This is a genomic window from Erythrobacter ani, assembly GCF_019204025.1.
GTDB classification, from domain to species: domain Bacteria; phylum Pseudomonadota; class Alphaproteobacteria; order Sphingomonadales; family Sphingomonadaceae; genus Erythrobacter; species Erythrobacter ani.
The window spans coordinates 460864-487069 of sequence record NZ_JAGSPB010000002.1; the positions used below are offsets into that span (position 1 = coordinate 460864).

The window sequence follows — 26206 nt, forward strand, 5'->3', positions numbered from 1 at the left end:
GGCGGTTTATCGTCGGGAGACCCATTGCCTAGTGGAATGGTTATGCTCCCCCCGCCGCATAGCTGCGCCGTCAAGACGCTACCCTCCTCAGATGGATGGCCAATCATCAGCGACATTACCGCAAGGACACCCGACGTTCCCGGCCAATTCATGCCCCGTCCTCTTCATCATCGATCAGGATGCGCTGCGCGGCACCGTCCAGATCCTCGAACTGACCATGCTTCATGGCCCAGAAAAACACAGCCAGCCCCATTGCGCCCATTCCGAGAGCGATCGGGATGAGGAACGTCAGCCCGGTCATGCGCCCGGCACCCGTGCCGAGCGGGCAAGCCGCAGTGAATTCGCGACTACGACCAGTGAGCTGATCGACATGGCAATGGCGGCGATGAGCGGAGTGACAAAGCCAAACAGTGCCAGCGGGACCGCGCAGACATTGTAAAGGACAGAGAAACCGAGATTTTGCCGGACGATCCGCATCGTCTTTCTGGAGACCTTTATCGCCAGTGCGACCGGCATCAATTTGCGGCCGATAAAGACCGCATCCGCAGCCTGCTGACTTACATCGCTGGCGCTGCCAGGGGCGATCGAAGCATGAGCGGCGGCAAGGGCAGGGGCATCGTTGAGGCCGTCTCCCACCATAAGCGGGTTGCGCCCCTGCTGCTTGAGCAGCTCCAGAGCTTGAAGTTTTTTCTGCGGCGTCGCGCCTGCGTCCGATTCAAGTCCCAGCTCGTCTGCGACAGTCCGAACAGCATCGCTGCGATCCCCTGAGAGAATGCGTGGCTCCAGCCCAAGAGCCCTCATCGCCGCAATCGTTTCACACGCATCGTCTCGTAAAGTGTCTTCGAACCGGACAAGGTGCGATATGTCGCCCACCCGCAGGTTGACCGACATTGCGGCGGCAGTGTGGGACGGGCGCTCCAATGCGACTTCGCCCCCCTTCCAGATGCCCGTAACGCCGTGACCCTCTATCTCGCGAACATCCTCGAGTGCTGCCGGCGGCACAGCGCAATCGTGCAAGGCTTCGGTCAGGCCGCGGCTGAGCGGATGCCTGCTTGACTGGGCGAGTGCCAGTGCGATGGATCTCTCGCCGGCATCAAGATTCGAGAGGTCAGGTCGGGGCTCCCCAAGCGTGAGTGTGCCCGTTTTGTCGAATAGGGCGGTGTCGCATTCGGCCAGTCTTTCGAGTGCGCTTCCGTCCTTCACGAGCAGGCCCTGTTTCAACAGAGCGCCGGAAGCGACGACTTGCGCGGCGGGAACAGCGAGTCCCATCGCACACGGACATGTGATGATAAGCACGGCGATAGCGATGATTAGTGACTGGTGCCATCCGGCCCCTGCAATCATCCAACCGACAAAGGCCAGCAGAGAAAGCGTGTGGACGGCTGGTGCGTAGAGGCGTGATGCGCGATCGGCGATCCTCACATACCGACTGCGCGATTGCCCTGCCTCGTCCATCAGCCGTGCTATCTCGGCTATTGCAGTATCTGATACGGTCTTGGTTAGCCGTATCCGCAGTGGTGTGCTGAGATTGATGGCGCCTGCATGGACAGTGCTGCCCTTGGTGACGTTCTCCGGCGTACTCTCTCCGGTCAGCATCGAGTTGTCGATGGCTCCGCTGCCTTCCTCGATCTCACCATCCGCCGCCAAGGCCTCTCCAGCCGCGACCAGTACCAGCATGCCTGGCTCAAGCTCGTTTGCGGGCACCCGTGAGGTCGATCCGTTCGGCGCAAGGACGCTCGCGGATTTCCCCATGCTCCCAAGCAAGGCACCGATTCCTGCTCGAGTACGGTTGCGCATCGACGCATCAAGAGCCCTCCCACTGAGCAGAACGAACAACAGCATCACCGCGCTTTCGAAATAGGCGTGCCCGCCGCCGGTTGCGGTCTCGTAAAGGCTTAGTCCGGTTGCCAACAGCACGCCGATCGAAATCGGCACGTCCATATTGGTCCTGCGATAGCGCAGAGCCATCAAGGCCGACGTGAAGAATGGCATTCCGGCATATGCTATCACCGGCAGCGCGATCAGTGCCGACAGCCAATGGAACAGCTCTCGTGTGGCGCCACTGGCGCCTGACCAGATGCTGACGGAAAGCAACATGATGTTCATCATGCCGAAGCCAGCGACGGCCAGCGCCCGCAGCAACTTCCGGCTTTCGGCATCGTCATTGCCCAGCGGATTGTCAGCGATCGGAGCAGCATCGAAACCGATTTCGCGCAGCGCGGCGATCAATTGGTCCTCATCGACCTCCGGATCGTGCACGATGGCAACGCGCTTCGCAGAGAAATTGACCCTGACGGAATCAACGCCTTCGACGCCCGACAATTCACGCTCGATCTTGCCGATGCACCCGGCACAGCGAATTCCCGGCGCAGTCAGCCTGGTATCGACAAAGTCGGAGGTCCGGTCGGCGACTATTCCGATGGGCGCATTCATCTCAGTTTCCGCTCTTCCGTCCATCTGAGCTCGCCGCTTTCCATACGCAGGCGAACGATCCAGCGGCCGGGCGCGACGGGATCGGTGGAGCGGAATGCACCAGCATTCCCCTGAATATGCACGAATTTGAGCGACGCGGTATCGTGCTTGCCGACGGGCCGCCTAAGTTCCGCAGACACGAGAACGCCGTCTGGCACGCCTCCTGCCACGACTTTCAAATGCCCGGAGCCGTCACGGCTGACGTCTGCGGTCCAGCCAAGTGCCTTGCTGCGCTCCGCTTCGCCAAGCCAGTCGTTGAATTTCTGGCTGGCGACATATGTGTTTTCGACGATCACTCCGCCAAATCCGCTAACCGCGTATGTCGCCATGAGAAGATTGACCGCGACGACTACGCCGAACCCTCCGACCATGACCTTCGTCATATCGCGCCCTGTGAATTCACGTTTCATTGCGGGGCTCCCGGGCTGGTAAAGAGGGTGTGAGCGCTGTCGGTCTCGCGCTGTTCGTCGAGCGAGGTGACCTCAATGGAGAAGTTCTGCTCTTCTGTTCCGGACGGCGCGAGCACGTAGGCCCGCAAGGTGTAGGTTGCATCGGCTGGAACATCGATCTGTTGCGATCGAGCGGCCGCCTCGCGCGAAATCGTATCGGTCCAGAAAACGGCGCCTGGCAGGTCTATGAGCGCAATTTCCATAGTGCGCGGGCGACTTTCCATATTGCGCAGCTTCAGCGTGTATGCGTTTCGGACCGAGCCGTCCTTCAACAGCATGAATGGCGGATTGCGATCCGGCTGGACCGAGATTTCCGTGTGAGTGCGGGTGCCGAGGGCGAACAGCATCGCGCCTCCGATGCCACCCCAGATCATGAGATATGCGACGGTGCGCGGACGCAGGAGCGCGCGCCACGCCGAGCGAGCGGGCTTCCCCGCCGCTTCCGCTTCGCAATCTTCGAGCGTCGCATAATCGATGAGGCCTCGCGGTCTCCCGATATCCTTCATTACTCGGTCGCAGGCATCGATGCAGAGGGCGCATGTGATGCATCCGATCTGCGGACCCTCGCGGATATCGATGCCGGTGGGGCATACTTGGACGCATTGCAAACAGTCGACGCAGTCACCGTACGCATCGGGGTTCTTCTGAGCTTTCTTGAGGCTGCCGCGCGGTTCGCCGCGAAAATCCTTGTATGTCACCAACAGCGATTTTTCGTCCATCATTGCTGCCTGGATGCGCGGCCATGGGCACATGTAGATGCAAACCTGCTCTCGCATGAAACCGCCCAGCACGAATGTCGTGGCGGTAAGAACGGCGACAGTCGCATAGGCGATCGGTGCAGCCTCGCCGCGCCAGAATTCGTAGGTGAGTGTGGGTGCATCTGCGAAGTACATGATCCAAGCGCCGCCGGTCCAGAAGCTGATGAGCAGGTAGACCGCCCACTTTCCGCCCCGCCGCGCAATTTTCGAGGCGCCCCACGGCGCGCTATCAAGACGCACCCGTGCATTGCGCTCTCCGTCGAAAAATCGGTCGATGTGCTGGAACAGATCCGTCCAGACGGTCTGCGGGCACGCAAATCCGCACCATGCGCGGCCCACGGCGCTCGTCACAATGAACAGGCCGATGCCCGCCATGATGAGCAGACCTGCAACGTAATAGAATTCGTGCGGCCATATCTCGATACCGAACATGTAGAACCGGCGGTTCGCGACATCGATCAGGACCGCTTGGTCGGGCGCATGGGGACCGCGGTCCCAGCGTATCCACGGGGTCCCGTAATAGATCGCGAGCGTCACGATCATCACTGCCCATTTAAATCGTCGGAATGGGCCGTCGATCCGCTTGTTATGCACCGTCGGGCTCTTCTCGTAGAGCTTCTCGGGCACAGTTGCAGGCGCAGGTTGCTTGGCAGCATGTCGCTGCGTGGCGGCAATCGGCTCCGCGTCGGCAACATCCAGCGCACCGCCCCAGTCACGGGGCGGCTTGGCATCTTTTGATGGATGCCTATCGGCAGGATGATCAGGGTTGGTCATTGAGCGCGACCGCTGCTTCCTCTTCTACCGGTTCGGCCGGCTGCGGACTCGCTTCGCCGCCGCCGCGCGAGTGAACATAGGTAGCCAGCATTCTGATCGTTGCCGGATCCAAGCGATCCTTCCACCCCGGCATGACGCCATGCTTAGGATAGAGGATCTGCTGGCGGATCTGCTCGGGGTCGCTTCCATAAAGCCAGATCGCATCGTTGAGTGCGGGCGCACCCTGTATCTGGTCCCCTTCGCCTGAGGGCTGGTGGCAGGCGGCGCAATTCACCGTGTAAGTTTCTGCACCCGAGGCGCTTGGCTGTGCTCTGCCGCTAAGTGAAAGGACATGCTGGACAAGCGCATCGAGCTGCGCATCATCGAATATACCATCGAAGCCAGGCATGTAGCTGAGCCGGGTCTGGTTCGATCCTTCCCAGCGAATACCGTGAAGCAGTGTCATCTCGATGGCTTCGAGGTCGCCGCCCCACAGCCAGTCGTCATCGTTGAGATTGGGATAGCCACCCGCGATGCCGGCAGCGCCCGCGCCGTGACATTGGACGCAGTTCACCTGGAACGCCGCGGCACCGCCAGCGATAGCCTGTTGCTGCAATTGCGGAGACGAGGCGATCTTCTCGATGTCTGTCGCGGCGATCCGTTCGAACACGTCCTGCCGGGCAAGGTCCGCTGCGGTCATGTCTTCCGCCAGTTCGCCCCGGCTCGACCATCCCAGCACACCCGAGGTTGCGCGGTCGATCATCGGCCAGGCGGGATAGAACACGGTGTAGGCAACTGCCCAAATGACCGTTGCGTAAAACGTCCACAGCCACCAGCGCGGCAGCGGAGTGTTCAGTTCTTCAATGCCGTCCCACTCGTGACCGACTGTTTCGGTGCCGGTGGGTTCGTCGATCCGTTTACCGGGTCCGATTTCATTCGCCATCTTCGTGATCCTCAAGGATGGAGTGGGCCGCATAGTGATTCCGGTCGCGTGAGCCGGGGCGGAAGGGCCACAGGCACAGGCTCACGAAGATGATGGCCATCGCCAGTAAGCCGTAGCTGTCGGCAAACTGCCGCAGGGTTTCGTAATCGGTCACCGGCCGGTCTCCTCGGCAAGCTCCTGCTGAGCAGCGGCGCTGTTCACATCAATCAGTGTTCCGAGCATCTGCAGGTAAGCAACCAGCGCATCCATCTCGGTCACCCGGGACGGGTCGCCATCGTAATCGCGGACTTGCGCTTTGGGATAACGAGTCTCGAAGTCGACTAGGTCGACGTCCGGATCGGCCTGTCCATAGAGGTCGTTTTCTGCCTGCGCGATGTCCTCGGCTGTATAAGGTACGCCAACTGTACTGAGAGCATTCAGCATCGCGCTAGCGTCGGCGATGTGCAGATCCGTTTCCGACAGGAAGCGGTATTTCGGCATGATGCTTTGCGGCACGACGCTTTGCGGATCGTTCAGATGCTGGACGTGCCAGCTGTCCGAATAACGGCCACCCACACGGGCCAGATCGGGTCCGGTCCGTTTCGACCCCCATTGGAAAGGGTGATCGAACATGCTTTCCGCCGCGAGGCTGTAGGCGCCGTACCGCTCAACCTCGTCGCGGAAGGGGCGGATCATCTGGCTATGGCAGGTGTAGCACCCCTCTCGGATATAGATATCTCGCCCCGCCTGCTCGAGCGGGGTATAGGGGCGCATCCCGTCAACCTTCTCGATGGTGTTGTCGAGGTAGAAAAGCGGCGTGATTTGAACGAGGCCGCCAATCGCCACCGTGATCAGCGTGGCGACCGCCATCAGGGTCACGTTGCGCTCGATACGCTTGTGGCCCTTGACCGTTTCCTTGACCATTGGATCAGTCATTAATCGGTTCCTTATTCAGCGGGCTGCGGCACGAGCGGACGGTCCGCTTCGGCATCGTATGTGGCTTGATAGAGCGGGGCTTCGTCGCGCAGGCGTCCGGCGATGGTCATCCAGACGTTGAAGGTCAGCACTGCCGCCCCTGCGAGATAAAGCAGGCCGCCAAAGGCGCGCATCATGTACATCGGTTTCAGCGCTGTGACGGTGTCGATGAAGCTGTTCACGAGGTAACCGTTCGCGTCATACTCGCGCCACATCAGGCCCTGTGTGATCCCGGCAACCCACATGCTGGCAGCGTAGAAAACGATGCCGAGCGTCGCGAGCCAGAAGTGCCAATTGATCATCCGCAGCGAATACATCCGCTCACGTTTCCAAAGACGAGGCACCAGAAAATAGATGCAGGCAAAGGTGATCATGCCGTTCCAACCCAGCGCGCCTGAATGGACGTGCCCGATGGTCCAGTCGGTGTAGTGCGACAGGCTGTTCACGGCCTTGATGCTCATCATCGGACCTTCGAACGTGCTCATCCCGTAGAACGCGAGGCTGAGCACCATCATGCGGATGATCGGGTCGGTTCTGACCTTGTCCCACGCGCCGTTGAGCGTCATCAGGCCGTTGATCATGCCGCCCCAGCTGGGCATCCACAGCATGATCGAAAACACCATGCCGAGCGTCTGCGCCCAATCGGGCAGAGCGGTGTAATGCAGGTGGTGCGGACCAGCCCAGATGTAGAGGAAGATCAGGCTCCAGAAGTGGATGATAGAAAGCCGGTACGAATAGACCGGGCGTTCGGCCTGCTTCGGTACAAAGTAGTACATCATCGCGAGGAAGCCTGCGGTTAGAAAGAATCCCACCGCGTTGTGGCCATACCACCACTGCGTCAGCGCATCCTGGACGCCGGCAAAGGCGCTGTAGCTGCGCGATCCGAGGAAACTTACCGGCATCGAAAGATTGTTGACGATGTGAAGCATCGCGATGGTGATAATGAAGGCGAGATAAAACCAGTTCGCGACATAGATGTGCGGTTCCTTGCGCCGCACAATGGTGCCGACGAAGACCGCGAAATAGGCGACCCAGACGATGGTCAGCCACAGATCGACATACCACTCAGGCTCGGCATATTCCTTCGACTGGGTGACACCAAGTAGGTAGCCGGTCGCGGCGAGCACGATGAACAGCTGGTAGCCCCAGAAGACGAAACGGGCGAGGCCGGGGAAGGCGAGCGTCGTGCGGCAGGTGCGCTGGACCACGTAGAAACTCGTTGCGAGCAGGGCATTGCCGCCAAAAGCGAAGATCACCGCCGATGTATGCAGCGGGCGCAGCCTACCGAAATTGAGCCAGGGTTCGAAATTGAGCTCGGGGAAAACCAGTTGCAGTGCAATGACCAAGCCGGCGAGGAGGCCGGCCATGCCCCAGAACACAGTTGCGATCACGCCCCAGCGGATCACGTCATCGTAATACCTCGAAGGCCCTTCCGGCATACGGAAGATGCTCTGCGCCTTTGCCATCGGATCGTATCTGGCAAGCGTCGCAATCATCAAACCGAATGCGATGATCCCAATGATAAGTGCATGCGCGGCAAAGCCGGGATCCTGTGCGCCGACATAGGCTGCAAGTGCCAGTATGATCAGCACGAACCAAAGGCCGGACCGGCCTACTACGCTTTCCATTACGATTGTCCTCCTGTCTGAGGTCTCGCTACTCCGACGGGCAGGCGCTCACATTGATCGAGATCAAAATCGGCTTCGATCGGTTCTGTTCGTTCGGATTTTCCGCAATGCCCCGAGAGGTGGGCGATATCATTCAGGTCACGAACAACGATCCGAGATCGGCCATGGGTCTCAATCAGACCCGCCTTGCGCAGCGCGCCGAGCTGACGGCTGACCGTTTCGATCGTCAAACCGAGAGAGTCGCCGATATCCCGGCGCGACATCGGCAGATCGAGAATGCGTCTTACACCACTCCCTGTCCCGATCCGGTCGGCCATTGCAAACAGAAATCCGGCGAGCCGTTCGAGCGCGTTTTTTTGGCCTAAGGCGACGGCTTTATCGCGGCAACGATGCAGGGCCGTTCGCTGACGTTCAAGCAGCGCTCGTGAAATGCGCGGGTCGCTTGACGCGCAATCAAAGAACGGCCGCGCCGGAAAGACCAGCAAACTCGTCGGCTCAAGCGAGGACACACTGTAGGAATGGAGATCGTCAGCAGGGACAGAGAATATGTCGCCGCCAAAATGAAAGGCGACGATCTGTTCTCGATTATCCGAAGCGCGGGCCGCCAATTTCGTCGCGCCTGATCCAATGTAAAGCACATTGCTCTCACGCTTACCGAGCGGGGCCTCCTCGTGGGGGCCCAAACATTTCGCCTCCGCCATCGCTTTCAATTGGAGGCCAGCGCGCGCTGCCGGCTCAACCCCGAATGCTGTTCGCATGAAAATGTCGAAGGACGCCAGTTCCGTCATCATCCGCCTTGCAAGATTGTCCGTTCGCTCTTGCTGATTGCGCTGGAAAAGGCGGTCCGTCTTTGATCGAGATCAATGCCAGAGTGATTTCCAGTCGGTTATTTCAGCCCCCGAAACAGCAACAATCCTGGGCCGTATGGGACGGCCGCTGCTGTTGTCAGGGACAAGACAATGAAGACTATTCTATCCATCACGAGCGCTGCTATCGCACTGGTCGCCTCGCCAGTGGCTGCGCAGGATCGAACCGGCGACGTCCAGATCAAACTGATGGGCACTGCCGTCCTTCCGGACGGTGAGATCGATGAAGTCAATGTCGACGCTATCGGTCTACCCGCCAACCTTGATACTAGGGCGAACGACAACGTAATCCCGAAAGCATCGATCGAGTATTTCGTGACTCACAATCTGTCGTTCGAAACGATAGTCGGTATCACGCAGCACGATGTCGACACTGTGTCGGGTTTTCCAGCCGGTACGGAATTGGTGTCCGACGCTCGGCTTATTCCAGCCACGATCACAGCCAAATACCATTTCGATGCTGGCGGGATAAAACCGTATGTCGGGGCTGGCCCAGCCTATTTCCTGTGGGTGAGCGACGAGCCGGGCGCGGCGACCATTCCGCTTGGCGTGACGGATACCGACCTGTCGGATGAGTTCGGCTTCGCGCTCCAGGCGGGGGTCGATATTCCGGTAGGCGATTCCGGGTTCGGCCTCACCCTGGATGCCAAGCGCTACTTCATCGACACGACGGCGCGCTGGTTTGCCGGCGACACGCTGGTGATTGAGACTGAACACAATCTCGATCCGTGGCTGTTGAGCGCGGGCGTCAGCTACCGGTTCTAGGAAGGCGGTGTTTTTGCCGCAGAGCGGCCTCGCGAGCAGCTTGCGCGCGGGGCCGCGTTTCTTCGCGCCCGATATTTGTCATTGGCTTGGATCGCTGGTGGGGTATGACGCGGAGAACTCGGAGCAGAGTTCGGGCGCGGAGCACTACCCGGTAAATGGCAACAGGCTGCAAAACACCTCTTCAGCAATGGCAGTTCTGGATCGATCGCGGCGGCACGTTCACCGATATCGTCGCCTGCACGCCTGAAGGTGATCTACGCACCGCCAAATATCTGTCCGACAACCCCGACAGCTACGACGATGCCGCTCTGCATGGCATTCGGCATTTGCTAAATCTGGCGCCGGGCGATGCAATCCCGAGCGATCGCATCACCGCTGTAAAGATGGGGACCACAGTGGCGACCAACGCCCTGCTGGAACGGGCGGGCGAGCCGACAATATTCGCAACGACCCGCGGTCACCGCGACGTGATCGAAATCGGTTACCAGGCGCGGCCCGATACATTCGCGCTCGATATTCGCAAGCCTGAATTGCTGTACAGCGAAGTGATCGAGGTCGATGAAAGGATCAGAGGCTCGGGCGATATCGAACGGCCGCTCGACATCGAAGACGCGCGGTGCAAGTTCCAGGCGGCGTTTGCGAACGGCTTCCGATCGATCGCTATCGCGCTTTTGCACGGTTACAAATATCCCGAGCATGAAAAGGCATTGGCGGAACTTGCGCGTGAAGTAGGCTTTTTGCAGGTGTCAGCCAGTCACGAAGTCAGTCCGCTGACAAAAATCGTCTCGCGCGCGGAAACGACTGTCGTCGATGCTTATCTCACACCGATCCTGCGCCGCTATGTCGAGCAGTTCTCCGGGGCCTTTGGCGACGATCGGCAGCCGGGCAAGGTGCTTTTCATGCAGTCGTCGGGCGGCTTGATCGATGCGAGCTGCTTTCGTGGGCGCGACGCCATTCTGTCGGGCCCTGCTGGCGGCATCATCGGGAGTGTTCGAACCGCGCGGCAAGCTGGCTTCGACAAAGTGATCGGTTTCGACATGGGCGGCACATCAACCGACGTCTCGCACTATGCTGGGGAACTCGAAAAGGTGTACGAGACGGAAGTCGCTGGCGTCCGAATGCGGGTGCCCATGCTGCATATCCACACGGTTGCAGCGGGCGGTGGTTCGGTGCTGCGCTACAAGGATGGGCGGTTCCGGGTCGGCCCGCAATCCGCCGGAGCGAATCCTGGGCCAGCTTGCTATCGAAATGGTGGACCGCTTGCCGTCACAGACATCAACGTCTGCCTCGGCAAGCTCAGTCCCGAACACTTTCCGCACATATTCGGCCCTAAGCAGGATCAGCCGATCGATGTCGCTGCGGCCAAAACGGGATTTGCCGAGATTGCCGCAGAGATCGGAGATGGTCGCAGCGCCGAACAGGTCGCCGAAGGTTTCCTCGACATCGCGATCGAACACATGGCGCAGGCCATCAAGAAGATATCGGTCGCGAGGGGATATGACGTCAAAGACTATGCGCTTAACTGCTTCGGCGGTGCAGGAGGCCAGCACGCCTGCCTTGTCGCCGAACGGCTCGGGATCGGGACGATACTTATCCACCCGTTCGCTGGCGTTCTGTCGGCGTACGGCATGGGCCTCGCCGCGAACAAGATTGAAAAACAGCGGGTTCTGGGCCTGGAAATTGAAGACGGTATCGCAGATGGCATCGATCGCGTTGTGTCGGAGTTGGCCGAAAAGGCGCGCGATGAACTGGTCGATCAGGGGCTTGGCAACGAGCAAGCGGCGATCCGGGCGACGGCCTTGCTTCGCTACAAGGGCACCGAGACAGCGATAACGGTCCCCGTCACAGACCCCTGCGAAATGCGTTCGAATTTCGAAGCTGCACATAGGTGGCAATACGGGTTCGTCTCGCCTGACAAGGTGGTCGTGCTCGATACGCTGATCGTCGAGTGCAGCAGCGGAGGCGTCGCGTTCCCAGAAACGCGTCAGCACGTGAGAAGGGAGGACGTCCCCGAACCGGTGGGCAGCACTCGCTTTTTCGCGAAGGATGCCTGGCATCACGCCCCCATATTCGACATCGCATCGCTCGGTTACGGACATGACATTGTCGGTCCGGCCATCATTATCGATCCCACCGGTACGATCATTATCGAGCCGGGTTGGGGAGGGCGGCTGAACGCGTTCGGGCATCTCATCCTGTCCGACAGCGATAAGTTGAAGGCTCGCACGAACCCATCATCGGCGGCTGACCCGGTGACGCTGGAAATCTTCAACAATCTTTACATGTCGATTGCCGAGCAGATGGGCATCGTTTTGCGCAACACGTCGCAATCGGTCAATGTGAAGGAGCGCCTCGATTTTTCCTGCGCGATCTTTGATCCTTCGGGCAATCTGGTCGCGAATGCGCCGCATGTGCCGGTGCATCTGGGGTCGATGGATGCGAGTGTGCAGACTGTTATTGCGAGCGGACAGACCATCGAGCCGGGCGACGCGTTCGTTCAGAACAACCCCCATAATGGCGGGTCGCACCTGCCAGACATAACCGTTGTCACGCCGGTCTTCGGTGACGGCAACGAAGGCATTCTGTTCTTTGTCGCCAGCCGCGCCCATCACGAAGATGTGGGCGGACTGACCCCGGGATCGATGTCGCCTGACGGCCGCACCATCCACGAGGAGGGCGTCTTGCTGGACAACCTCAAATTGGTTGAGCGAGGCACTTTCCAGACCCGCCGGATCGAGGATGCGTTCGCGAGCGGCCCATATCCGGCGCGCAATATCGCGCAGAACATTGCGGATCTGATGGCGCAGATCGCAGCTAATGCTGCGGGTGCAGCCGAACTTCGCAAACTCGTTGCCACCTACGGACTTGAAACAGTCCACGCCTATATGGGCCACATCCAGGACAATGCCGAGCAGTCGGTAAGGCGCTTGCTCCGCACGCTGGATGGCGGCGCGTTCTCCCTCAAGGTCGATAGCGGTGCAACCATCGCGGTCTCGGTCAGCACCGATCGTAAAAGCGGCACAGCCGCGATCGACTTTACCGGGACAAGCGATCAGCAGGACAGTGCATTCAATGCCCCGTTCGCGGTTGTGAAGGCAGCTGTCCTTTATGTGATCCGGTGCCTTGTCGCGGACGATATCCCGCTAAACGCGGGCTGCATGAAGCCGCTGGACATTATCGTACCGCAAGGCTCGATGCTCAATCCCCGGTTTCCGGCAGCCGTGGTCGCGGGCAATGTCGAGACGAGCCAGGCTGTCACCGATGCGCTCTTTGTTGCGCTGGGCCGACTGGGTTCAAGCCAAGGGACGATGAACAATCTCACTTTCGGCAATTCCCGCTATCAATATTACGAGACGATTTGTTCGGGCGCTCCGGCGGGGCCGGGCTTCGACGGTGCGGCGGCAGTGCATACGCACATGACCAACACCCGCATGACCGACCCTGAGATCCTCGAGCAGCGTTATCCGGTCGTCCTCGACGAATTCTGTATCGATCGCGGTTCGGGTGGACGCGGACAGTGGAACGCCGGAGACGGAATTTCGCGCAGAATTCGCTTTCTGGAGCCGATGCATTGCTCGATATTGTCCGATCATCGCGCAGTGGCGCCTGTTGGCATACTTGGCGGCGAAGAGGGGCGGCTGGGTCGCAATGTGGTCGAGCGCGCAGACGGGTCGGTGGACAATCTGGGCGGTTGCAACACGGCGCAGGTGCAGGCAGGCGATCGAATTGTTATCCAGTCCCCGACAGGAGGTGGATATGGACCGGTTGCCAGGCGCGCGAGTGATCGGGCCAAGTGACACGTGATTGAACGTATCCGCAATATCGGCCCTGGCGCGCTCATCACAGCCGCCTTTATCGGGCCGGGCACCGTGACCGCTTGCACTCTCGCGGGCGTCGAGTTCGGATATGCGCTGCTCTGGGCGCTGCTGTTCGCGACCCTCGCAACGATAGTTCTTCAGGAAATGGCCGCACGGCTGGGCGTGGTCACACAAAAAGGGCTGGGCGAAACACTCTCCGAACTGCTGGATCGGTCGATATGGAAATGGCCGCTCGTTCTCCTTGTGGGCTTGGCGCTGTATCTCGGAAATGCGGCGTATGAGGCTGGCAACCTGTCGGGCGCGGCGCTCGGAATCTCTGCAGTGGCTGGCGAGTCCGACGCGGTGTTCGCAGCGAGCATAGTCACATTGGCGCTTCTCGCGTCGGGCTTGCTTCTCGCCGGGACGTACAAGCAGGTCGAAAAGGTGCTGTTGGTTCTGGTCGCCACTATGACCGCATCTTTCATCGCTACCTTTGCGATCGTGCGGCCGGATCTCGGAGCGATGATGACCGGGCTGTTCGTCCCCTCGATTCCCGATGGCGCGTTGCTGACCCTGATCGCGCTCATCGGCACGACTGTCGTGCCATACAACCTGTTCCTCCATTCCACTGCCGTTCGCAACAGATGGTCGGGGCCGGACGACTTGGGAGCGGTCCGAACGGACACCGTGATCGCCATCGGTATCGGCGGACTAATCGCGATCCTCATTGCCTCGACTGCTGCGGCCAGCCTGTTCGCTGCAGGAATTTCCGCAGAAAGCGCCGCCGACCTCGCGCAGCAGTTCGAACCACTCTTTGGCTCGGGCTCCAAATATGTTCTGGGGATCGGGCTGTTCGCGGCAGGACTTACGAGCGCAATAACCGCTCCACTTGCGACCGGTTATGCGATGACCGAGATATTGCAGGTCGAGGGCGGGCAAAAGTCGCGGGTATTTCGCGCAATCTGCGTGAGCGTTATCGTGATCGGAGCGGGATTGTCGCTGACCGGCATCCGTCCCATCGAAATCATCGTGACAGCGCAGTTTGCCAATGGGCTGTTGCTGCCGATAGTTGCAGCGTTTCTGCTGTATGTCGTCAATCAGGAAGCGGTCCTGGGACACCACGCCAATGGAAAGATGGCTAACGTGCTGGGCGGGTTTGTGCTGCTTGTTGCGACCGGTCTTGGCGCGCGGCTCATCCTCGCGGCGCTATCGTGAGGGTCGTCGCGAGCTGACCGACGCGTTTTGGCTCACACCACGCCGAAGGCAAGCATCGCGTCAGCGACTTTTTTGAAACCTGCGATATTCGCGCCCTTTACGTAGTCGACATATCCGTCGCCCTGGTCGCCGTATTCGACGCATTTGCCGTGAATGCCTTCCATGAGTTCGGTCAGCATGTCTCCCAGCCGGTCCTGATTCCAGCTGATGCGCTCGGCATTCTGGCTCATTTCCAGCCCGGAAACTGCGACCCCGCCTGCGTTCGCAGCCTTGCCGGGGCCGTACATGATCTTGGCGTCGTGGAAGACCTTTACGCCCTCCAGTGTGGTGGGCATATTCGCGCCTTCTGAGACGGCGATGCAGCCATTGTCGACCAAAGCCTTGGCTTCGTCTTCGTTCAGTTCGTTCTGGGTGGCGCAGGGCAGGGCAAGGTCGCATTCGACATTCCAGGGCCGCTTGCCATCGTGAAAGGTCGCGTTGGTGAAGTGGTCGGCATATTCGCTGATCCGGCCGCGCCGCTTGTTCTTCAATTCCTTTACCCAGTCGATTTTTTCCTGATCGATGCCGTCGGGGTCATGGATAAAGCCACCGGAATCCGACAGAGTGACAACTTTGCCGCCGAGCTTGGCAATCATTTCTGCCGCATGCGTTGCGACGTTGCCCGCGCCGGAAATGACGGCGGTCTTGCCCTCGATGTCGTCATCCTTGTGACTGAGCATATTGCGGAGGAAATACACCGCACCATACCCGGTCGCTTCCGGCCGCATCTGCGATCCGCCATATTCGATCGCCTTGCCGGTGAGCACTCCCTCCCAGCGGTTCGTGATGCGCTTATACTGCCCGAACATGTATCCGATTTCGCGGCCGCCAACGCCGATATCGCCCGCCGGCACGTCTGTGTCGGGGCCGATATGGCGGTAGAGCTCCGTCATGAAGCTCTGGCAGAACCGCATGACTTCGCTGTCGCTCTTGCCTTTGGGGTTAAAGTTGGAGCCGCCTTTGCCGCCGCCCATGGGAAGGCCGGTGAGCGAGTTTTTGAACGTCTGTTCGAACGCGAGAAATTTGAGAACGCTCTCGTTCACGCTCGAATGGAACCGAATGCCCCCTTTGTAAGGGCCGATTGCGTTGTTGTTCTGGACTCGCCAGCCGCGCTGCACCCGGATGTTGTGATTGTCGTCTTCCCAGCAAACACGGAACGAGACAACGCGGTCGGGCTCGGCAATCCGGCGCAGGATCTGCGCCTGGTGGTACTCTTCCTTGTCTTCGATGAATTCGAAGATGTCCTGCGCCACTTCCTGCACAGCCTGGATGAATTCGGTCTGTCCGGGATTGCGTTTCTTCACGCCTTCCATGAATTCGTTGATATCGACGTGATCGGATACGGCCAAATTTTCTCTCCAAACGGGTTAGTTTTGAGAACAGGTCATGGCCCAAATCGTTCCCTTTTCGGCAGGGTCAGCGTCAGTTGGATGGCGCTGGGACCGAGAAGGTGGCCGGGTTGCAAAAGAGGGACAGGTCTTTAGGAGTCGGCCCATCTTCCGGCGCCGCGCACCATCAGCCATCGCGGCTATTCGCTGCGAACGCGCCGAAATCATAGACTATGGCCTGACGGTCAGCAGACCCAAGAGACATGTTTCATGACCAGCGAGACCGCTGAGCCTTCGTCCTCATCCCCGGATGAGCTTCCGATCGAACCTCCAATGGTCGATCTGCATATCTCGACCCACGATAGCGGGTTTTACGACGGATTCAGCCGCGAGGTGTCGATCCCGGCGAAGGTCATCGTGTCACTCATAATCATGTGGGCGATCTTCTTCCCGGTGAGCGCTGGCGATACGCTTCAGGTTGCGAATTCCACCATCATTTCCAGCTTCAGCGGCTGGTATGTCTATCTCGTTGCAAGCCTGATCGCCGTATGTTTCGCGCTCGCGATCTTTCCGCGCAGCGGCAGGCTCCGGCTTGGTTCGGTCGATGAAGAGCCCGAGTTTTCGTTCTTTTCGTGGGTTTCGATGCTGTTCGGAGCAGGGATCGGCATTGGAATGCTGACCTATTCCACGGGGGAACCGCTCGCGCACTTTGCGAACAACCCTGACATCATTCGCGGCACCGTCGAAGCGCAGTCGGCTGAAGCTGTGCGTTCATCCTACATGTGGACTTTCCTGCACTGGGGCTTCGGCGCCTGGTGCACATACGCATTGGTAGGCCTCGCTATCGCATATGTTTCGCACAGGAGAGGGCTGCCGCTCACCATCCGGTCAAGCCTCGCCCCATTGTTCGGCAAGGGCATGTCGGGGCTGTCCGGGCACATTGTCGATATCGTGGCCGTCGTCGCGACTATCCTGGGGGTGGCGGTAACCATGGGGCTGGGCGTCCAGCAATTTGTCGCAGGGCTTCACCGGATTGGTTTCGGGGACTGGCTACTAGGCCAGGACGGGTCTGCAACTCCTGTTGCGATTGTCATGGCGCTGGTGCTTCTCGTGGGCGCATCAACGATCAGTGCGCTTTCTGGCGTAGGCCGCGGGATCAAATGGCTTTCGAACATCAACATGACGTTGTCGCTGGCGCTGCTGGGGCTCTTCGCCCTTGTAGGCTCCGGCATTTACGGGCTCAAACTGCTGGGCGTCGGGATTTGGGATTACATCGTCACGCTGCCGGAAAACTCGCTGACGCTGTTTGGATCGGATGAGGGCGGGGTTGGCGATGCTCTGGTGCAATGGCAACTGGACTGGTCGGTCTTCTACTGGGCGTGGTGGATCGCATTTGCGCCATTTGTCGGCATGTTCATTGCACGCATTTCCCGGGGCCGAACGATCAGGGAATACATGTTCGGGGTGACATTGGTCCCATCGCTCGTGTGCTTCATCTGGATGGCCATGGTTGGCGGGACAGCCATCGAACTGGAGCTCAGCGGGGCCGCCGAAGGTGCGATCGTCAATGCCGCAATCTCCGATCAGCTTTACGCGACGCTCGCAGTCCTTCTCAGCCCGGAAATCGCGCTGGTGGTATCGGGGCTCGTCGTCGTGCTTTTGATGACCTACCTGATCACGTCTGCGGATAGCGCGATCCTCATCGTCAATACGATTAACGGTGCGGGCGATGACGAGGGAAGCCGCCGCTATCACATCTTCTTCTGGGGCATAGCGCTGGCATTCGTAGTCGGCTCGATGCTGATCCTGGGCGGCATCGATGCGATCCGGATCACCATGATCATCGGCGCACTGCCTTTCTCGTTTGTGGTGCTCGCCATGGCCGTGTCGATCGTCAAGGCGGTTATCTACGACCTGATCCGCAAAAAGCATGGTGTCCCGACAACCGCAGAAGGGTGCGAGGACTGGGACGGAAAAGTATATCCGATACAATAGCTTGCGAGATTCCCTTAATAAGAAGAAGTATTGCAGTGCTAATCAAAAATATTACAATAATGGATTTTTCTGTTGATGGAAGTTCACGGATAACTAAATAATAAATATACATTTACTGTGAATATTTTTTCTATTTTATTGAAATATTTCTCGGAAATGTTTTGATGTTGTTATATTGCAACACCGATTGATTAGTTCTCCATCTGCATGCCTGCTCCGGTGGCCACTGCCAAACTCGCTTGTTATCGGGCCCCAACAGAGCGCACTGCCACGATTGTTGCGCTCGTTTCTTTGGTAACGCCGTTGCAGTTCCGCGACGCGACCATCCAAAAAGCTCAAAGGGGCCTTTTAATGTCGAAATTCGTCGGCGGCGCGTCAGCAAGCGCGCTCGCAATCGCTATTGCATCACCTGCTGTCGCACAGGATGCGACGGCCGGGGTAGAGCAAGCTCAGGAACAACGCGGAGGTGTGCAGACGATCGTCGTTACCGCTCAGCGTCGGACCGAAGACCTTCAGGATGTGCCCGTTTCGGTCACCGCAATCGGTGCCGAGCAGCTTGAAGAGCTCAACATCGATACGTTCGAGGATTACCTCGAACAAATTCCATCCGTCACGGCAGGCGGCAATGGGCCGGGGCAGAGCACGATCTATATTCGCGGCCTCGCCTCGACCACGCCCAACATCACTGTCGCAGGCGTAGCCGGTCTCGCGCCCAACGTGGCTCTCTATCTCAACGATCAACCGCTCTCCCAGCCTGGCCGTAACCTCGACGTTTACGCGGCCGACCTGGAACGGATCGAGGTTCTATCAGGTCCGCAGGGCACATTGTTCGGCGCAAGCTCGCAGGCGGGTGTCGTCCGCCTGATCACCAACAAGCCTAGCCTTTCAGGTTTCGATGCGGCGTTTTCGACCGGCGTGTCCTTCACCAAGGGCGGTGAAGCGAGCTATCAGGGCGAGGCGATGGTCAACGTGCCTGTGACCGAGACAATCGCGCTTCGCGGTGTGGTCTATCTTGATGACCAGGGCGGCTATATCGACAACGTCCCTGGCACTATCAATCTCAGCGAAAGTGCGCGCTTCCGTCCGGAAGGTTTCGTTCGCGAAAACGGCGTCCCGGTGAATGCCAACCGCGCCGGCTTCCAGTCGACGGCCGATCTCAGCGATGTCAATTTCCTGAATGCCGACAATGCGGGCATTGCCGAAGACGATTTCAACGACACCCAGTACACGGGCTTCCGCGTAAGCGGGCTGTGGGAAGTGACGCCCGACTGGAGTGTGACGGTGTCGCACCAGCGCCAGAGTCTCGAAAGCGACGGTGTCTTCTTTGCCGATCCCGAGCTCGACGGTCTCGACGATCTCGAAATCTCGCGCTTCGAGGAAGATCGTCTGGAGGATGATTTTTCAAACACGAGCTGGACGGTCGAGGGTCGCATCGCGATGCTCGATGTCATTTACACCGGTGCCTACACAGACCGCGAATCCGAACAGCGCGCGGATTACACCGATTACCTGTTCGCGGGTCAGTACCTTCCTTACTACATCTGCGATGGGTCGGTGAGCTATCCTGGCGCTGCCGATCCGAGCGGCACATGTCAGCCGCCAAACCTCTTCGTGAACTCGCTCAGCAACACCGAGGTTTTTACTCAGGAACTGCGTTTCAGCACTCCTGAAGACTGGCGCGTCCGGTTTCAGGGCGGCGGGTTTTATTCTGATCTGTCGCTCGAAGAGCGGGTCGATTTCGCTTATCCCGGCAACGTCGCGGCTCAACCGTTCGGCCCGTTCGCGCCGAACTTTCCGCAGATGTCAGGCTTCGTTTCCGATCCGGGACCGTTCCCGGCTTCTACAATCTTCCGCAATGACATTCGCCGCACCGATGAACAATTTGGTATCTTCGGCGAAGCCAGTTTCGATATCGTGCCCGACCTGCTGACCGCTACTTTCGGTGCGCGGTATTACGACGTCGAGGTCGATTTCGAGGGAAGCGCGAATGGCTCTTTCTGTAACTCGGGCGCGGCGCAGGATGCGAACGCATTCGGCACCGACATCAGCGATCTTTATGACGGCGACGGGGAGTTCACCTTCATCGGATCGTGCAATGCCGATCTGCGCCAGACCTTCGACCTGAACGACAGCCTCGACGATATCCAGGCGGCTGGTCTTTCAGCCTCGCAGGCGCAGCAAGTGTTCAACGCTGTTCGTGCGCCCGACACCGCATCGACCAGCGGCACGATTTTCAAGGGGACGCTGACAGTGACCCCAACCGAAGACCTGCTGTTTTACGCGACCTATTCGGAAGGTTTCCGTCCTGGACTGCTCAACCGTCCGGGCGGTTCAGTTGCACCGGGGACAGGCTTCGTGGTTCCGTTCGAAGTCGATACCGACGAGGTGGAGAACTACGAGCTTGGTTGGAAGCTGGATCTGGTCGATGGTCAACTCCGCTTCAACGGGTCTGCGTTTTTCGTTGATATCTCGAACCTTCAGACGCAGATCTTCGATCCGTCGATTACCAACCTGTTCTTCTCGTCAAACGCTGCGGATGCCGAGATTTACGGGATCGAGGCCGACTTCACGATCGCACCTTATGCGGTGCCGGGCCTGACGATCACGGGCGCATTCTCGATCCTCGACACCGAGATCACCGAAGTGCTCATCCCAACGACCGATGTGATCGAAGGCGAGGAACTGGCCTATGCGCCGGGTTTCCAGGGCAATCTTCGCGCTCGGTACGAATGGGATCTTTCGAGCACGCTCGAGGCTTATGTCCAGCCGCAGGTTTCCTATTCGGGGTCGAAGTTCACCGACATCATCGAAATCAACAAGATCGAGCTGGAGAGCTACACGCTGTTCGATCTGGCCGTCGGTATCAAGGCCGACCGCTGGGGTTTCGAAGTGTTCGGGGAGAACCTTTCCGATGAACGGGCCGAGATATCGGGTATCTTTGGCAATGACCGCGAGCGGATCATCACCAATCGTCCGTTGACCGTGGGCATGCGAGTGTCATTCGACTATTGATCCGGGCAGACTGAAAAGGCGGCGGCGGGAGTGAGCAAACCTGTTCACTCCCGCCGTTTGCTTGTTAAAGACACGACCATGACGCCGCGCGAAAGCAATCTGAAAACCGCTCAGCAAAGAATGCAGTCTGGCGACTTTGCCGGCGGGCTCGATGCAGCCACCGCTATATTGGCGGACGATCCTGCAGACGGCGAGGCCCTGTATCTCGCGGCAGTCGCCTCGCGATACCTCAAGAGCTTCGGTGAAGCAGCCGAATACCTTTTACGGCTCCATGCCGTGATGCCCGAATATGGCCGTGCATGGCAGGAAGAGGGGCACCTTGCGCTCGCCCAGGGGGACAAGACCGCGGCTCTTGCCGCGTTTGTTCGGGCGACGCGGTTCAATCCGGCACTTGAGGCCAGCTGGCGCGAACAGGCGGGGCTCTTGAGGGAGATGGGCAGGACGGGAGAGGCCAATGCGGCCCTCGCGCAGCAACAGCGCCTGGCCCAGCTGCCGCGTGAATTGGTCGCGGTGACCAATCACCTTGCCGAAGGCCGCTTGATCCGTGCGGAAGAGATCTGCCGTCATTACCTGCGGCAAAATCCGCGAAGCGTCGAAGGGATGCGGCTGCTTGCCCAGATCGGGATCGAACTCGGCATTTTGGACGATGCCGAATTTTTGCTGGAAAGCGCGGTCACGTTCGCCCCCGATGATGTCCAGCTGCGGTTGGATTACATCGACGCGCTGCGCCGCCGTCAGAACTTTGAAAAAGCGCGCGCTGAGGCTGCAGCTCTTTACGCGCGCGATCCGGAAAACGTACTGTTCCAGTCGCGGCTGGCTATCGAAAGCATGCAAACCGGCGATTACGATCGGGGTCTAATGCTGTTCGATGCGGTGCTCGCGAAAGTTCCAAACGATCCGGCCAACCTGACGAGCAAAGGCCATGCGCTGAAGACGACCGGAGCACAGGGCGAAGCGATCGCAAGCTACCGTGATGCGATCGCGGCGAAGCCCGATCACGGCGATGCTTGGTATGCCTTGGCAAACCTGAAGACCTATCGCTTCGAAGACGAGGAAGTGGCCGCGATGCAGGAACAGGCCGCGCGCGCCGACCTCGCATTCATGGACCGCGTGCATATCTCTTTCGCGCTCGGAAAAGCATTGGAAGATCGTGGTGATTATCAAGCAAGCTTCGCTTTCTACGATCGTGGCAATGCACTGAAGCGGACGCAGACCCGCTACAGCGCGGACGACATGACCGCCGAGTTGGCCAAACAAAAAGAGCTTTGCACGCCCGACCTGTTCGAACGGCAATCGGGCAAAGGGCACGGCGCGCCCGATCCGATTTTCATCCTGGGTCTACCACGCGCCGGTTCCACCTTGCTGGAGCAAATCCTTGCGAGCCATTCCCATATCGACGGTACATTGGAACTGCCCAACATTTTGGCGCTTGCTCACCGTCTGCGCGGACGCAAAGCCGGGCAATCACGGTATCCGGAGATATTGCATGACCTGACCGGCGATCAGCTGGAGAAATTCGGATCAGACTTTATCGAGAATACGCGCATTCACCGGCAAGGCGCGCCGTTCTTCATCGACAAGATGCCGAACAATTTTCGCCATGTCGGCCTGATCCACCTCATCTTGCCGAATGCGAAAATCATCGATGCCCGGCGCGCGCCGATGGATTGCTGTTTTTCCGGGTTCAAGCAGCTTTTTGCCGAGGGGCAAGAGTTTACTTACGGCCTCCATGAGGTTGGCCGCTATTACGCCGATTACGTCGGCCTGATGGATCATTGGGATGCGGTGCTTCCGGGCAAGGTATTGCGCGTTCAGCACGAGGATGTGCTCGACGATCTCGAAGGACAAACCCGGCGAATGCTGGAATTCCTGGGCGTTCCATTCGAAGACGCATGCCTGGATTTTCACAAGACCCACCGGGCGGTGCGCACTGCGTCGAGCGAGCAGGTGCGCGAGCCGATCAACCGGAAGGGGCAGGGGGCGTGGCAGCCATTCGAACCGTGGCTCGATCCCCTCAAAGACGCGCTCGGCGACCTGGTTTAGGCCAGTCTCGAACCATCGGGGACATCGTCCCCGGGTGCAGCGAGCACGATCGCTCCGTCGGCATCGGGAAAACCGAGCACAAGCACCTCGGACATGAACGGTCCGATCTGGCGCGGCGGGAAGTTCACGACAGCCATCACCTTGCGCCCGATCAAACCTTCCGGGGTGTAGTGGTCGGTAATCTGTGCCGAACTTTTGCGGGTGCCCAGTTCGCTGCCGAAATCTACCACCACCTTGATTGCAGGCTTGCGCGCCTCCGGAAACGGTTCGGCCGAAATCACCGTCCCTGCCCGGATATCCAGCGCCATGAACGTGTCAAAAGTCGTCTGTTCCATCGCGCCGCGATAACGCCGCCCTTCCCATAAGTCACCGTGTGGGATAGATTGCATTGCGCAACCCAGTACAGCGCAGGAACACTCCTCATGACCAGTTTTACACTCAACGGGCAGCCGGTGACGGTCGACGCCGATCCTGCGATGCCGATATTGTGGGTCGTGCGTGAGAAACTGGGCCTCAACGGCACCAAATTCGGCTGCGGCATTGCCCAATGCGGGGCATGCACCGTTCACCTCGATGGTGAACCGGTGCGCAGTTGCTCCACCCCCATCGCACAGGCGGAGGGCCGCGAAGTTACCACGATTGAAGGGATCGCCGGCCCCGAAGGCGAGCTGACCAAGGTTCAACAGGCATGGATCAGCGAACAGGTTCCGCAATGCGGATACTGCCAATCGGGCCAGATCATGGCTGCGACCGCGCTGCTGCGTGACAATCCCACCCCGACTGACGAGGACATCGATACGGCGATGTCCGGCAATATCTGCCGCTGCGGCACTTACACGCGCATTCGCCGCGCGATCAAAGTCGCCGCGGGGATCGAGCAACCGCTTTCCGAACGCTTGCCGGGGGAGGCCTGAGCCATGAACGATCTTTCTCCCAAAAAGGAACGCGGCAAACTCGCCAAGTGGAGCCGCCGCGGGTTTATCGGCGCTGGCGTGCTGGCAGGTGGCGGCCTTCTCATCGGCATTGGCGTGCGTCCCGGCAATCCGATTGGGGCGCTCGCCCCGAAAGTCGCCTCGGGAGCGGGGGAGCAACTTGTCAATTCCTGGGTCAAGATCGACGCGAACAACATCGTCACCGCGATCGTCCCGCATTGCGAGATGGGGCAGGGCGCGCATTCGGTGCTGGCGCAAATGCTCGCCGATGAACTCGACGCGGCTTGGGATGATGTGCGCGTCATGCAGGCGCCGACCGATGGCAGCTACGTCGTCAGCGATACTGCGCGGATGTTCGCCGCGCCGTTCACATTGAACGCCGCTTCTTGGATCGAGCCCACATGGGACGGGCTCTTCACCCAGATCGGGCGGTTTGCAGATGTCATGATTACCGGCGGATCATCCTCCATCAGATCGACCGGCCAATACCAGATGCGCATTGCCGGTGCAGCGGCCCGCCAGATGTTGAAGGGTGCAGCTGCAGAGGCGTGGGATGTGCCGGTAGGCGAGATCATCACGCGCGACAGCACCCTGTTCCACGAAGCATCCGGCAAATCTGCGCCCTATGCCAAATTCGCCAGCGCCGCCGCGGACCAGCCGATGGATCATACACCGACGCTGAAATCGCCTGCCGAATACCGCCTTATGGGTAAGAGCAAGGCGCGCACAGACATTCCGGCCAAGATCAACGGCACGGCCCAATTTGGCATCGATGCGGAGCCGGACGGCCTTGACCTTAGCTATGCTGCGGTGGTCCGCCCTCCTGTGAACGGCAGCAACGTGACCCGGATGAATGCCGAGCGCGCCATGGAGATGCCGGGCGTGCTGCAAATCTTGAACATGGGCGATTTCGTCGCCGTGGTCGGCGACAGTTATTGGCATGCTCAGCAGGCGGTGAACGCGATCAAGATCGATTGGAGCAGATCGGACAGCCCCGTTCTTGCGACCGAAGACCAATTTGCAGCCTTCGCCGCTGCGCTTGACCACGCGGGCGAAGACGGCGGCGAGGAAGTGGCGGCAAGAGGCGATGCCGCAGCGGCGTTTTCCGAAGCCGCGACGGCGATCGAAGCCGAGTACAAAGTCCCCTATCTCGCCCATGCACCGATGGAGCCAGTCAACTGCACCGCGCTTGTCAAAGACGGTAAATGCGATGTGTGGACCAGCACGCAGGTCCCCCTGATGGCACGAACGGCGATCGAGAAGGCTATCGGCCTGTCCAAGTACGATATCACCGTGCATCACCCCTATCTCGGCGGCGCTTTCGGCCGGAGGCTCGAAAACGATTACGTGACCATGGCGGTCCGGATCGCGAAAGCGACAGGCTATCCGGTCAAGATGATCTGGAGCCGCGAAGAGGACACGCAAAAGGGCGTCTATCGTCCCGCCGATATCAGCCGGCACAGGGCCGGGCTCGGACCGGATGGAAAGCTGATGGCCTATGGCAGTGTCTTCACTCAGCGACACGATCCGGCGGAAGCCAGCGTGCCTGCGATGTACGATATTCCCAACACATCGGTCCGTGTGGCCGCATCCGAGCTGCATCTGCCTTTCGCAGCGTGGCGGTCTGTCGATCACTCGCAGCAGGGCTGGTTCGTAGAGAGTTTCATCGACGAGGCTGCTCATGCGGCAGGTGCGGACCCGATCGAATACCGCCTTGCGATGCTTCAGAGCTCGCCGCGCCACGCAGCGGTGCTGAGTAAGGTCGCTGAACTCAGCGACTGGAATGCTCCGCGCGCGAACGGCACGGCGAAGGGAGTGGCCATAGTCGAGAGCTTCGGCACAATCGCAGCCGAGGTGATCGAGGTGGATATGACCGCTGGCAAGCCGAAGATGACGAATTGCTGGGCGGTGTGCGATGCGGGCTTCGTGATGAATCCCGATGGCTTCCGCAACCAGATCGAAGGCGGCATCGTTTTCGGCCTTACAGCAGCGATGTACGGGGAAATCGACCTTGCGGGCGGTGCGGTGAAGCAGAGCAATTTTCACGATTACAAGATGCTCCGGATGAACGAAGTGCCGAATATCGAGGTGGCGATCATCAATTCGGGCGATGTCCCGGTCGGCGGTGCGGGCGAGCCGGGCCTCCCGCCCGCAGCCCCTGCATTAACCAATGCGATCTTCGCCGCGACCGGCAGGCGGCTTCGGGAGCTTCCCATTGCGAAGCAATTCGCGTGATCGGCCGGTACAGGGGATCTGA

Annotated in this window: 19 protein-coding genes; 8 read left to right on the top strand and 11 right to left on the bottom strand. The window is 59.5% G+C overall.

The window, feature by feature from the left end; all coding sequences use genetic code 11:
• Nucleotides 1-148 precede the first annotated feature (148 nt).
• The 9 genes from ccoS to KCG45_RS09195 are packed head-to-tail and all read right to left on the bottom strand — an operon-like array spanning nucleotide 149 to nucleotide 8748.
• Nucleotides 149-301 (bottom strand): cbb3-type cytochrome oxidase assembly protein CcoS, encoded by a 153-nt coding sequence (gene ccoS, locus KCG45_RS09155; protein WP_218316957.1) that lies wholly within the window; start codon nucleotides 299-301, stop codon nucleotides 149-151.
• A complete protein-coding gene (locus tag KCG45_RS09160; RefSeq protein WP_218316958.1) occupies nucleotides 298-2433 on the bottom strand; it encodes a heavy metal translocating P-type ATPase in 2136 nt (711 codons plus the stop codon). The genes ccoS and KCG45_RS09160 overlap by 4 nt, the downstream gene beginning before the upstream one ends.
• Nucleotides 2430-2882, bottom strand: a complete 453-nt coding sequence (locus KCG45_RS09165) for a FixH family protein (protein WP_218316959.1) — start codon at nucleotides 2880-2882, stop codon at nucleotides 2430-2432. The genes KCG45_RS09160 and KCG45_RS09165 overlap by 4 nt, the downstream gene beginning before the upstream one ends.
• Entirely contained in the window at nucleotides 2879-4453 is a 1575-nt protein-coding gene (ccoG, locus tag KCG45_RS09170) for a cytochrome c oxidase accessory protein CcoG (RefSeq protein ID WP_218316960.1), read from the bottom strand. Before ccoG ends, KCG45_RS09165 begins: the two co-directional genes overlap by 4 nt.
• Nucleotides 4440-5375: a cytochrome-c oxidase, cbb3-type subunit III gene (ccoP, locus tag KCG45_RS09175; RefSeq protein ID WP_218316961.1), complete on the bottom strand. Its 936-nt coding sequence runs from the start codon at nucleotides 5373-5375 to the stop codon at nucleotides 4440-4442. Before ccoP ends, ccoG begins: the two co-directional genes overlap by 14 nt.
• Nucleotides 5365-5529, bottom strand: coding sequence for a cbb3-type cytochrome c oxidase subunit 3 (locus tag KCG45_RS09180; protein ID WP_218316962.1), 165 nt, complete (start codon nucleotides 5527-5529; stop codon nucleotides 5365-5367). The genes ccoP and KCG45_RS09180 overlap by 11 nt, the downstream gene beginning before the upstream one ends.
• Nucleotides 5526-6290 carry a cytochrome-c oxidase, cbb3-type subunit II gene (gene ccoO, locus KCG45_RS09185; RefSeq protein WP_255548107.1) on the bottom strand — a complete coding sequence of 255 codons (765 nt, stop codon included), beginning with the start codon at nucleotides 6288-6290 and terminating at the stop codon, nucleotides 5526-5528. Before ccoO ends, KCG45_RS09180 begins: the two co-directional genes overlap by 4 nt.
• Before the next feature lie 11 nt (nucleotides 6291-6301).
• Nucleotides 6302-7957, bottom strand: coding sequence for a cytochrome-c oxidase, cbb3-type subunit I (gene ccoN, locus KCG45_RS09190; RefSeq protein ID WP_218316963.1), 1656 nt, complete (start codon nucleotides 7955-7957; stop codon nucleotides 6302-6304).
• Nucleotides 7957-8748 carry a helix-turn-helix domain-containing protein gene (locus KCG45_RS09195; protein ID WP_218316964.1) on the bottom strand — a complete coding sequence of 264 codons (792 nt, stop codon included), beginning with the start codon at nucleotides 8746-8748 and terminating at the stop codon, nucleotides 7957-7959. Before KCG45_RS09195 ends, ccoN begins: the two co-directional genes overlap by 1 nt.
• A gap of 168 nt (nucleotides 8749-8916) precedes the next feature.
• Here KCG45_RS09195 and KCG45_RS09200 point away from each other — a divergent pair, with 168 nt between their 5' ends.
• The 3 genes from KCG45_RS09200 (at nucleotide 8917) to KCG45_RS09210 (ending at nucleotide 14600) form a co-directional block, all read left to right on the top strand.
• Nucleotides 8917-9588 carry an OmpW/AlkL family protein gene (locus KCG45_RS09200; RefSeq protein WP_218316965.1) on the top strand — a complete coding sequence of 224 codons (672 nt, stop codon included), beginning with the start codon at nucleotides 8917-8919 and terminating at the stop codon, nucleotides 9586-9588.
• Between the two features lie 155 nt (nucleotides 9589-9743).
• On the top strand, nucleotides 9744-13385 hold the full coding sequence (locus KCG45_RS09205) for a hydantoinase B/oxoprolinase family protein (protein ID WP_218316966.1): 3642 nt from the start codon (nucleotides 9744-9746) through the stop codon (nucleotides 13383-13385).
• 3 nt (nucleotides 13386-13388) lie between these two features.
• Nucleotides 13389-14600, top strand: coding sequence for an Nramp family divalent metal transporter (locus KCG45_RS09210; protein WP_369410767.1), 1212 nt, complete (start codon nucleotides 13389-13391; stop codon nucleotides 14598-14600).
• Between the two features lie 32 nt (nucleotides 14601-14632).
• Here the strand turns inward: KCG45_RS09210 and gdhA are convergent, their stop codons facing one another.
• Nucleotides 14633-15988, bottom strand: a complete 1356-nt coding sequence (gene gdhA / locus KCG45_RS09215; RefSeq protein WP_218316967.1) for an NADP-specific glutamate dehydrogenase — start codon at nucleotides 15986-15988, stop codon at nucleotides 14633-14635.
• Nucleotides 15989-16237: 249 nt separating this feature from the next.
• Here gdhA and KCG45_RS09220 point away from each other — a divergent pair, with 249 nt between their 5' ends.
• The 3 genes from KCG45_RS09220 to KCG45_RS09230 all read left to right on the top strand — a co-directional run bounded on the left by KCG45_RS09220 (nucleotide 16238) and on the right by KCG45_RS09230 (nucleotide 23017).
• Nucleotides 16238-17962 carry a BCCT family transporter gene (locus KCG45_RS09220; RefSeq protein WP_218316968.1) on the top strand — a complete coding sequence of 575 codons (1725 nt, stop codon included), beginning with the start codon at nucleotides 16238-16240 and terminating at the stop codon, nucleotides 17960-17962.
• A gap of 351 nt (nucleotides 17963-18313) precedes the next feature.
• Nucleotides 18314-20974, top strand: coding sequence for a TonB-dependent receptor (locus KCG45_RS09225; RefSeq protein WP_218316969.1), 2661 nt, complete (start codon nucleotides 18314-18316; stop codon nucleotides 20972-20974).
• A 78-nt stretch (nucleotides 20975-21052) separates the two neighbouring features.
• Nucleotides 21053-23017, top strand: coding sequence for a tetratricopeptide repeat-containing sulfotransferase family protein (locus KCG45_RS09230; protein ID WP_218316970.1), 1965 nt, complete (start codon nucleotides 21053-21055; stop codon nucleotides 23015-23017).
• On the opposite strand, the gene KCG45_RS09235 is transcribed toward KCG45_RS09230, so the two are convergent.
• Nucleotides 23014-23352 (bottom strand): tRNA-binding protein, encoded by a 339-nt coding sequence (locus tag KCG45_RS09235; protein ID WP_218317612.1) that lies wholly within the window; start codon nucleotides 23350-23352, stop codon nucleotides 23014-23016. The genes KCG45_RS09230 and KCG45_RS09235 overlap by 4 nt on opposite strands.
• Nucleotides 23353-23439: 87 nt before the next feature.
• On the opposite strand from KCG45_RS09235, the gene KCG45_RS09240 reads away from it, so the two are divergent.
• Both KCG45_RS09240 and KCG45_RS09245 read left to right on the top strand, forming a co-directional pair.
• Nucleotides 23440-23931: a (2Fe-2S)-binding protein gene (locus KCG45_RS09240; RefSeq protein WP_218316971.1), complete on the top strand. Its 492-nt coding sequence runs from the start codon at nucleotides 23440-23442 to the stop codon at nucleotides 23929-23931.
• A 3-nt stretch (nucleotides 23932-23934) separates the two neighbouring features.
• Nucleotides 23935-26184: a xanthine dehydrogenase family protein molybdopterin-binding subunit gene (locus KCG45_RS09245; RefSeq protein WP_218316972.1), complete on the top strand. Its 2250-nt coding sequence runs from the start codon at nucleotides 23935-23937 to the stop codon at nucleotides 26182-26184.
• Nucleotides 26185-26206: the final 22 nt, after the last annotated feature.

Coding starts and splice junctions, on each gene's coding strand:
- KCG45_RS09245 (WP_218316972.1), top strand. CDS start 23,935: ATGAACGATCTTTCTCCCAAAAAGGAACGCGGCAAACTCGCCAAGTGG.
- KCG45_RS09225 (WP_218316969.1), top strand. CDS start 18,314: ATGTCGAAATTCGTCGGCGGCGCGTCAGCAAGCGCGCTCGCAATCGCT.
- KCG45_RS09200 (WP_218316965.1), top strand. CDS start 8,917: ATGAAGACTATTCTATCCATCACGAGCGCTGCTATCGCACTGGTCGCC.
- KCG45_RS09240 (WP_218316971.1), top strand. CDS start 23,440: ATGACCAGTTTTACACTCAACGGGCAGCCGGTGACGGTCGACGCCGAT.
- ccoG (WP_218316960.1), bottom strand. CDS start 4,453: ATGACCAACCCTGATCATCCTGCCGATAGGCATCCATCAAAAGATGCC.
- ccoS (WP_218316957.1), bottom strand. CDS start 301: ATGACCGGGCTGACGTTCCTCATCCCGATCGCTCTCGGAATGGGCGCA.
- KCG45_RS09195 (WP_218316964.1), bottom strand. CDS start 8,748: ATGATGACGGAACTGGCGTCCTTCGACATTTTCATGCGAACAGCATTC.
- KCG45_RS09165 (WP_218316959.1), bottom strand. CDS start 2,882: ATGAAACGTGAATTCACAGGGCGCGATATGACGAAGGTCATGGTCGGA.
- KCG45_RS09220 (WP_218316968.1), top strand. CDS start 16,238: ATGACCAGCGAGACCGCTGAGCCTTCGTCCTCATCCCCGGATGAGCTT.
- KCG45_RS09230 (WP_218316970.1), top strand. CDS start 21,053: ATGACGCCGCGCGAAAGCAATCTGAAAACCGCTCAGCAAAGAATGCAG.
- KCG45_RS09205 (WP_218316966.1), top strand. CDS start 9,744: ATGGCAACAGGCTGCAAAACACCTCTTCAGCAATGGCAGTTCTGGATC.
- ccoP (WP_218316961.1), bottom strand. CDS start 5,375: ATGGCGAATGAAATCGGACCCGGTAAACGGATCGACGAACCCACCGGC.
- KCG45_RS09235 (WP_218317612.1), bottom strand. CDS start 23,352: ATGGAACAGACGACTTTTGACACGTTCATGGCGCTGGATATCCGGGCA.
- KCG45_RS09160 (WP_218316958.1), bottom strand. CDS start 2,433: ATGAATGCGCCCATCGGAATAGTCGCCGACCGGACCTCCGACTTTGTC.
- ccoO (WP_255548107.1), bottom strand. CDS start 6,290: ATGACTGATCCAATGGTCAAGGAAACGGTCAAGGGCCACAAGCGTATC.
- ccoN (WP_218316963.1), bottom strand. CDS start 7,957: ATGGAAAGCGTAGTAGGCCGGTCCGGCCTTTGGTTCGTGCTGATCATA.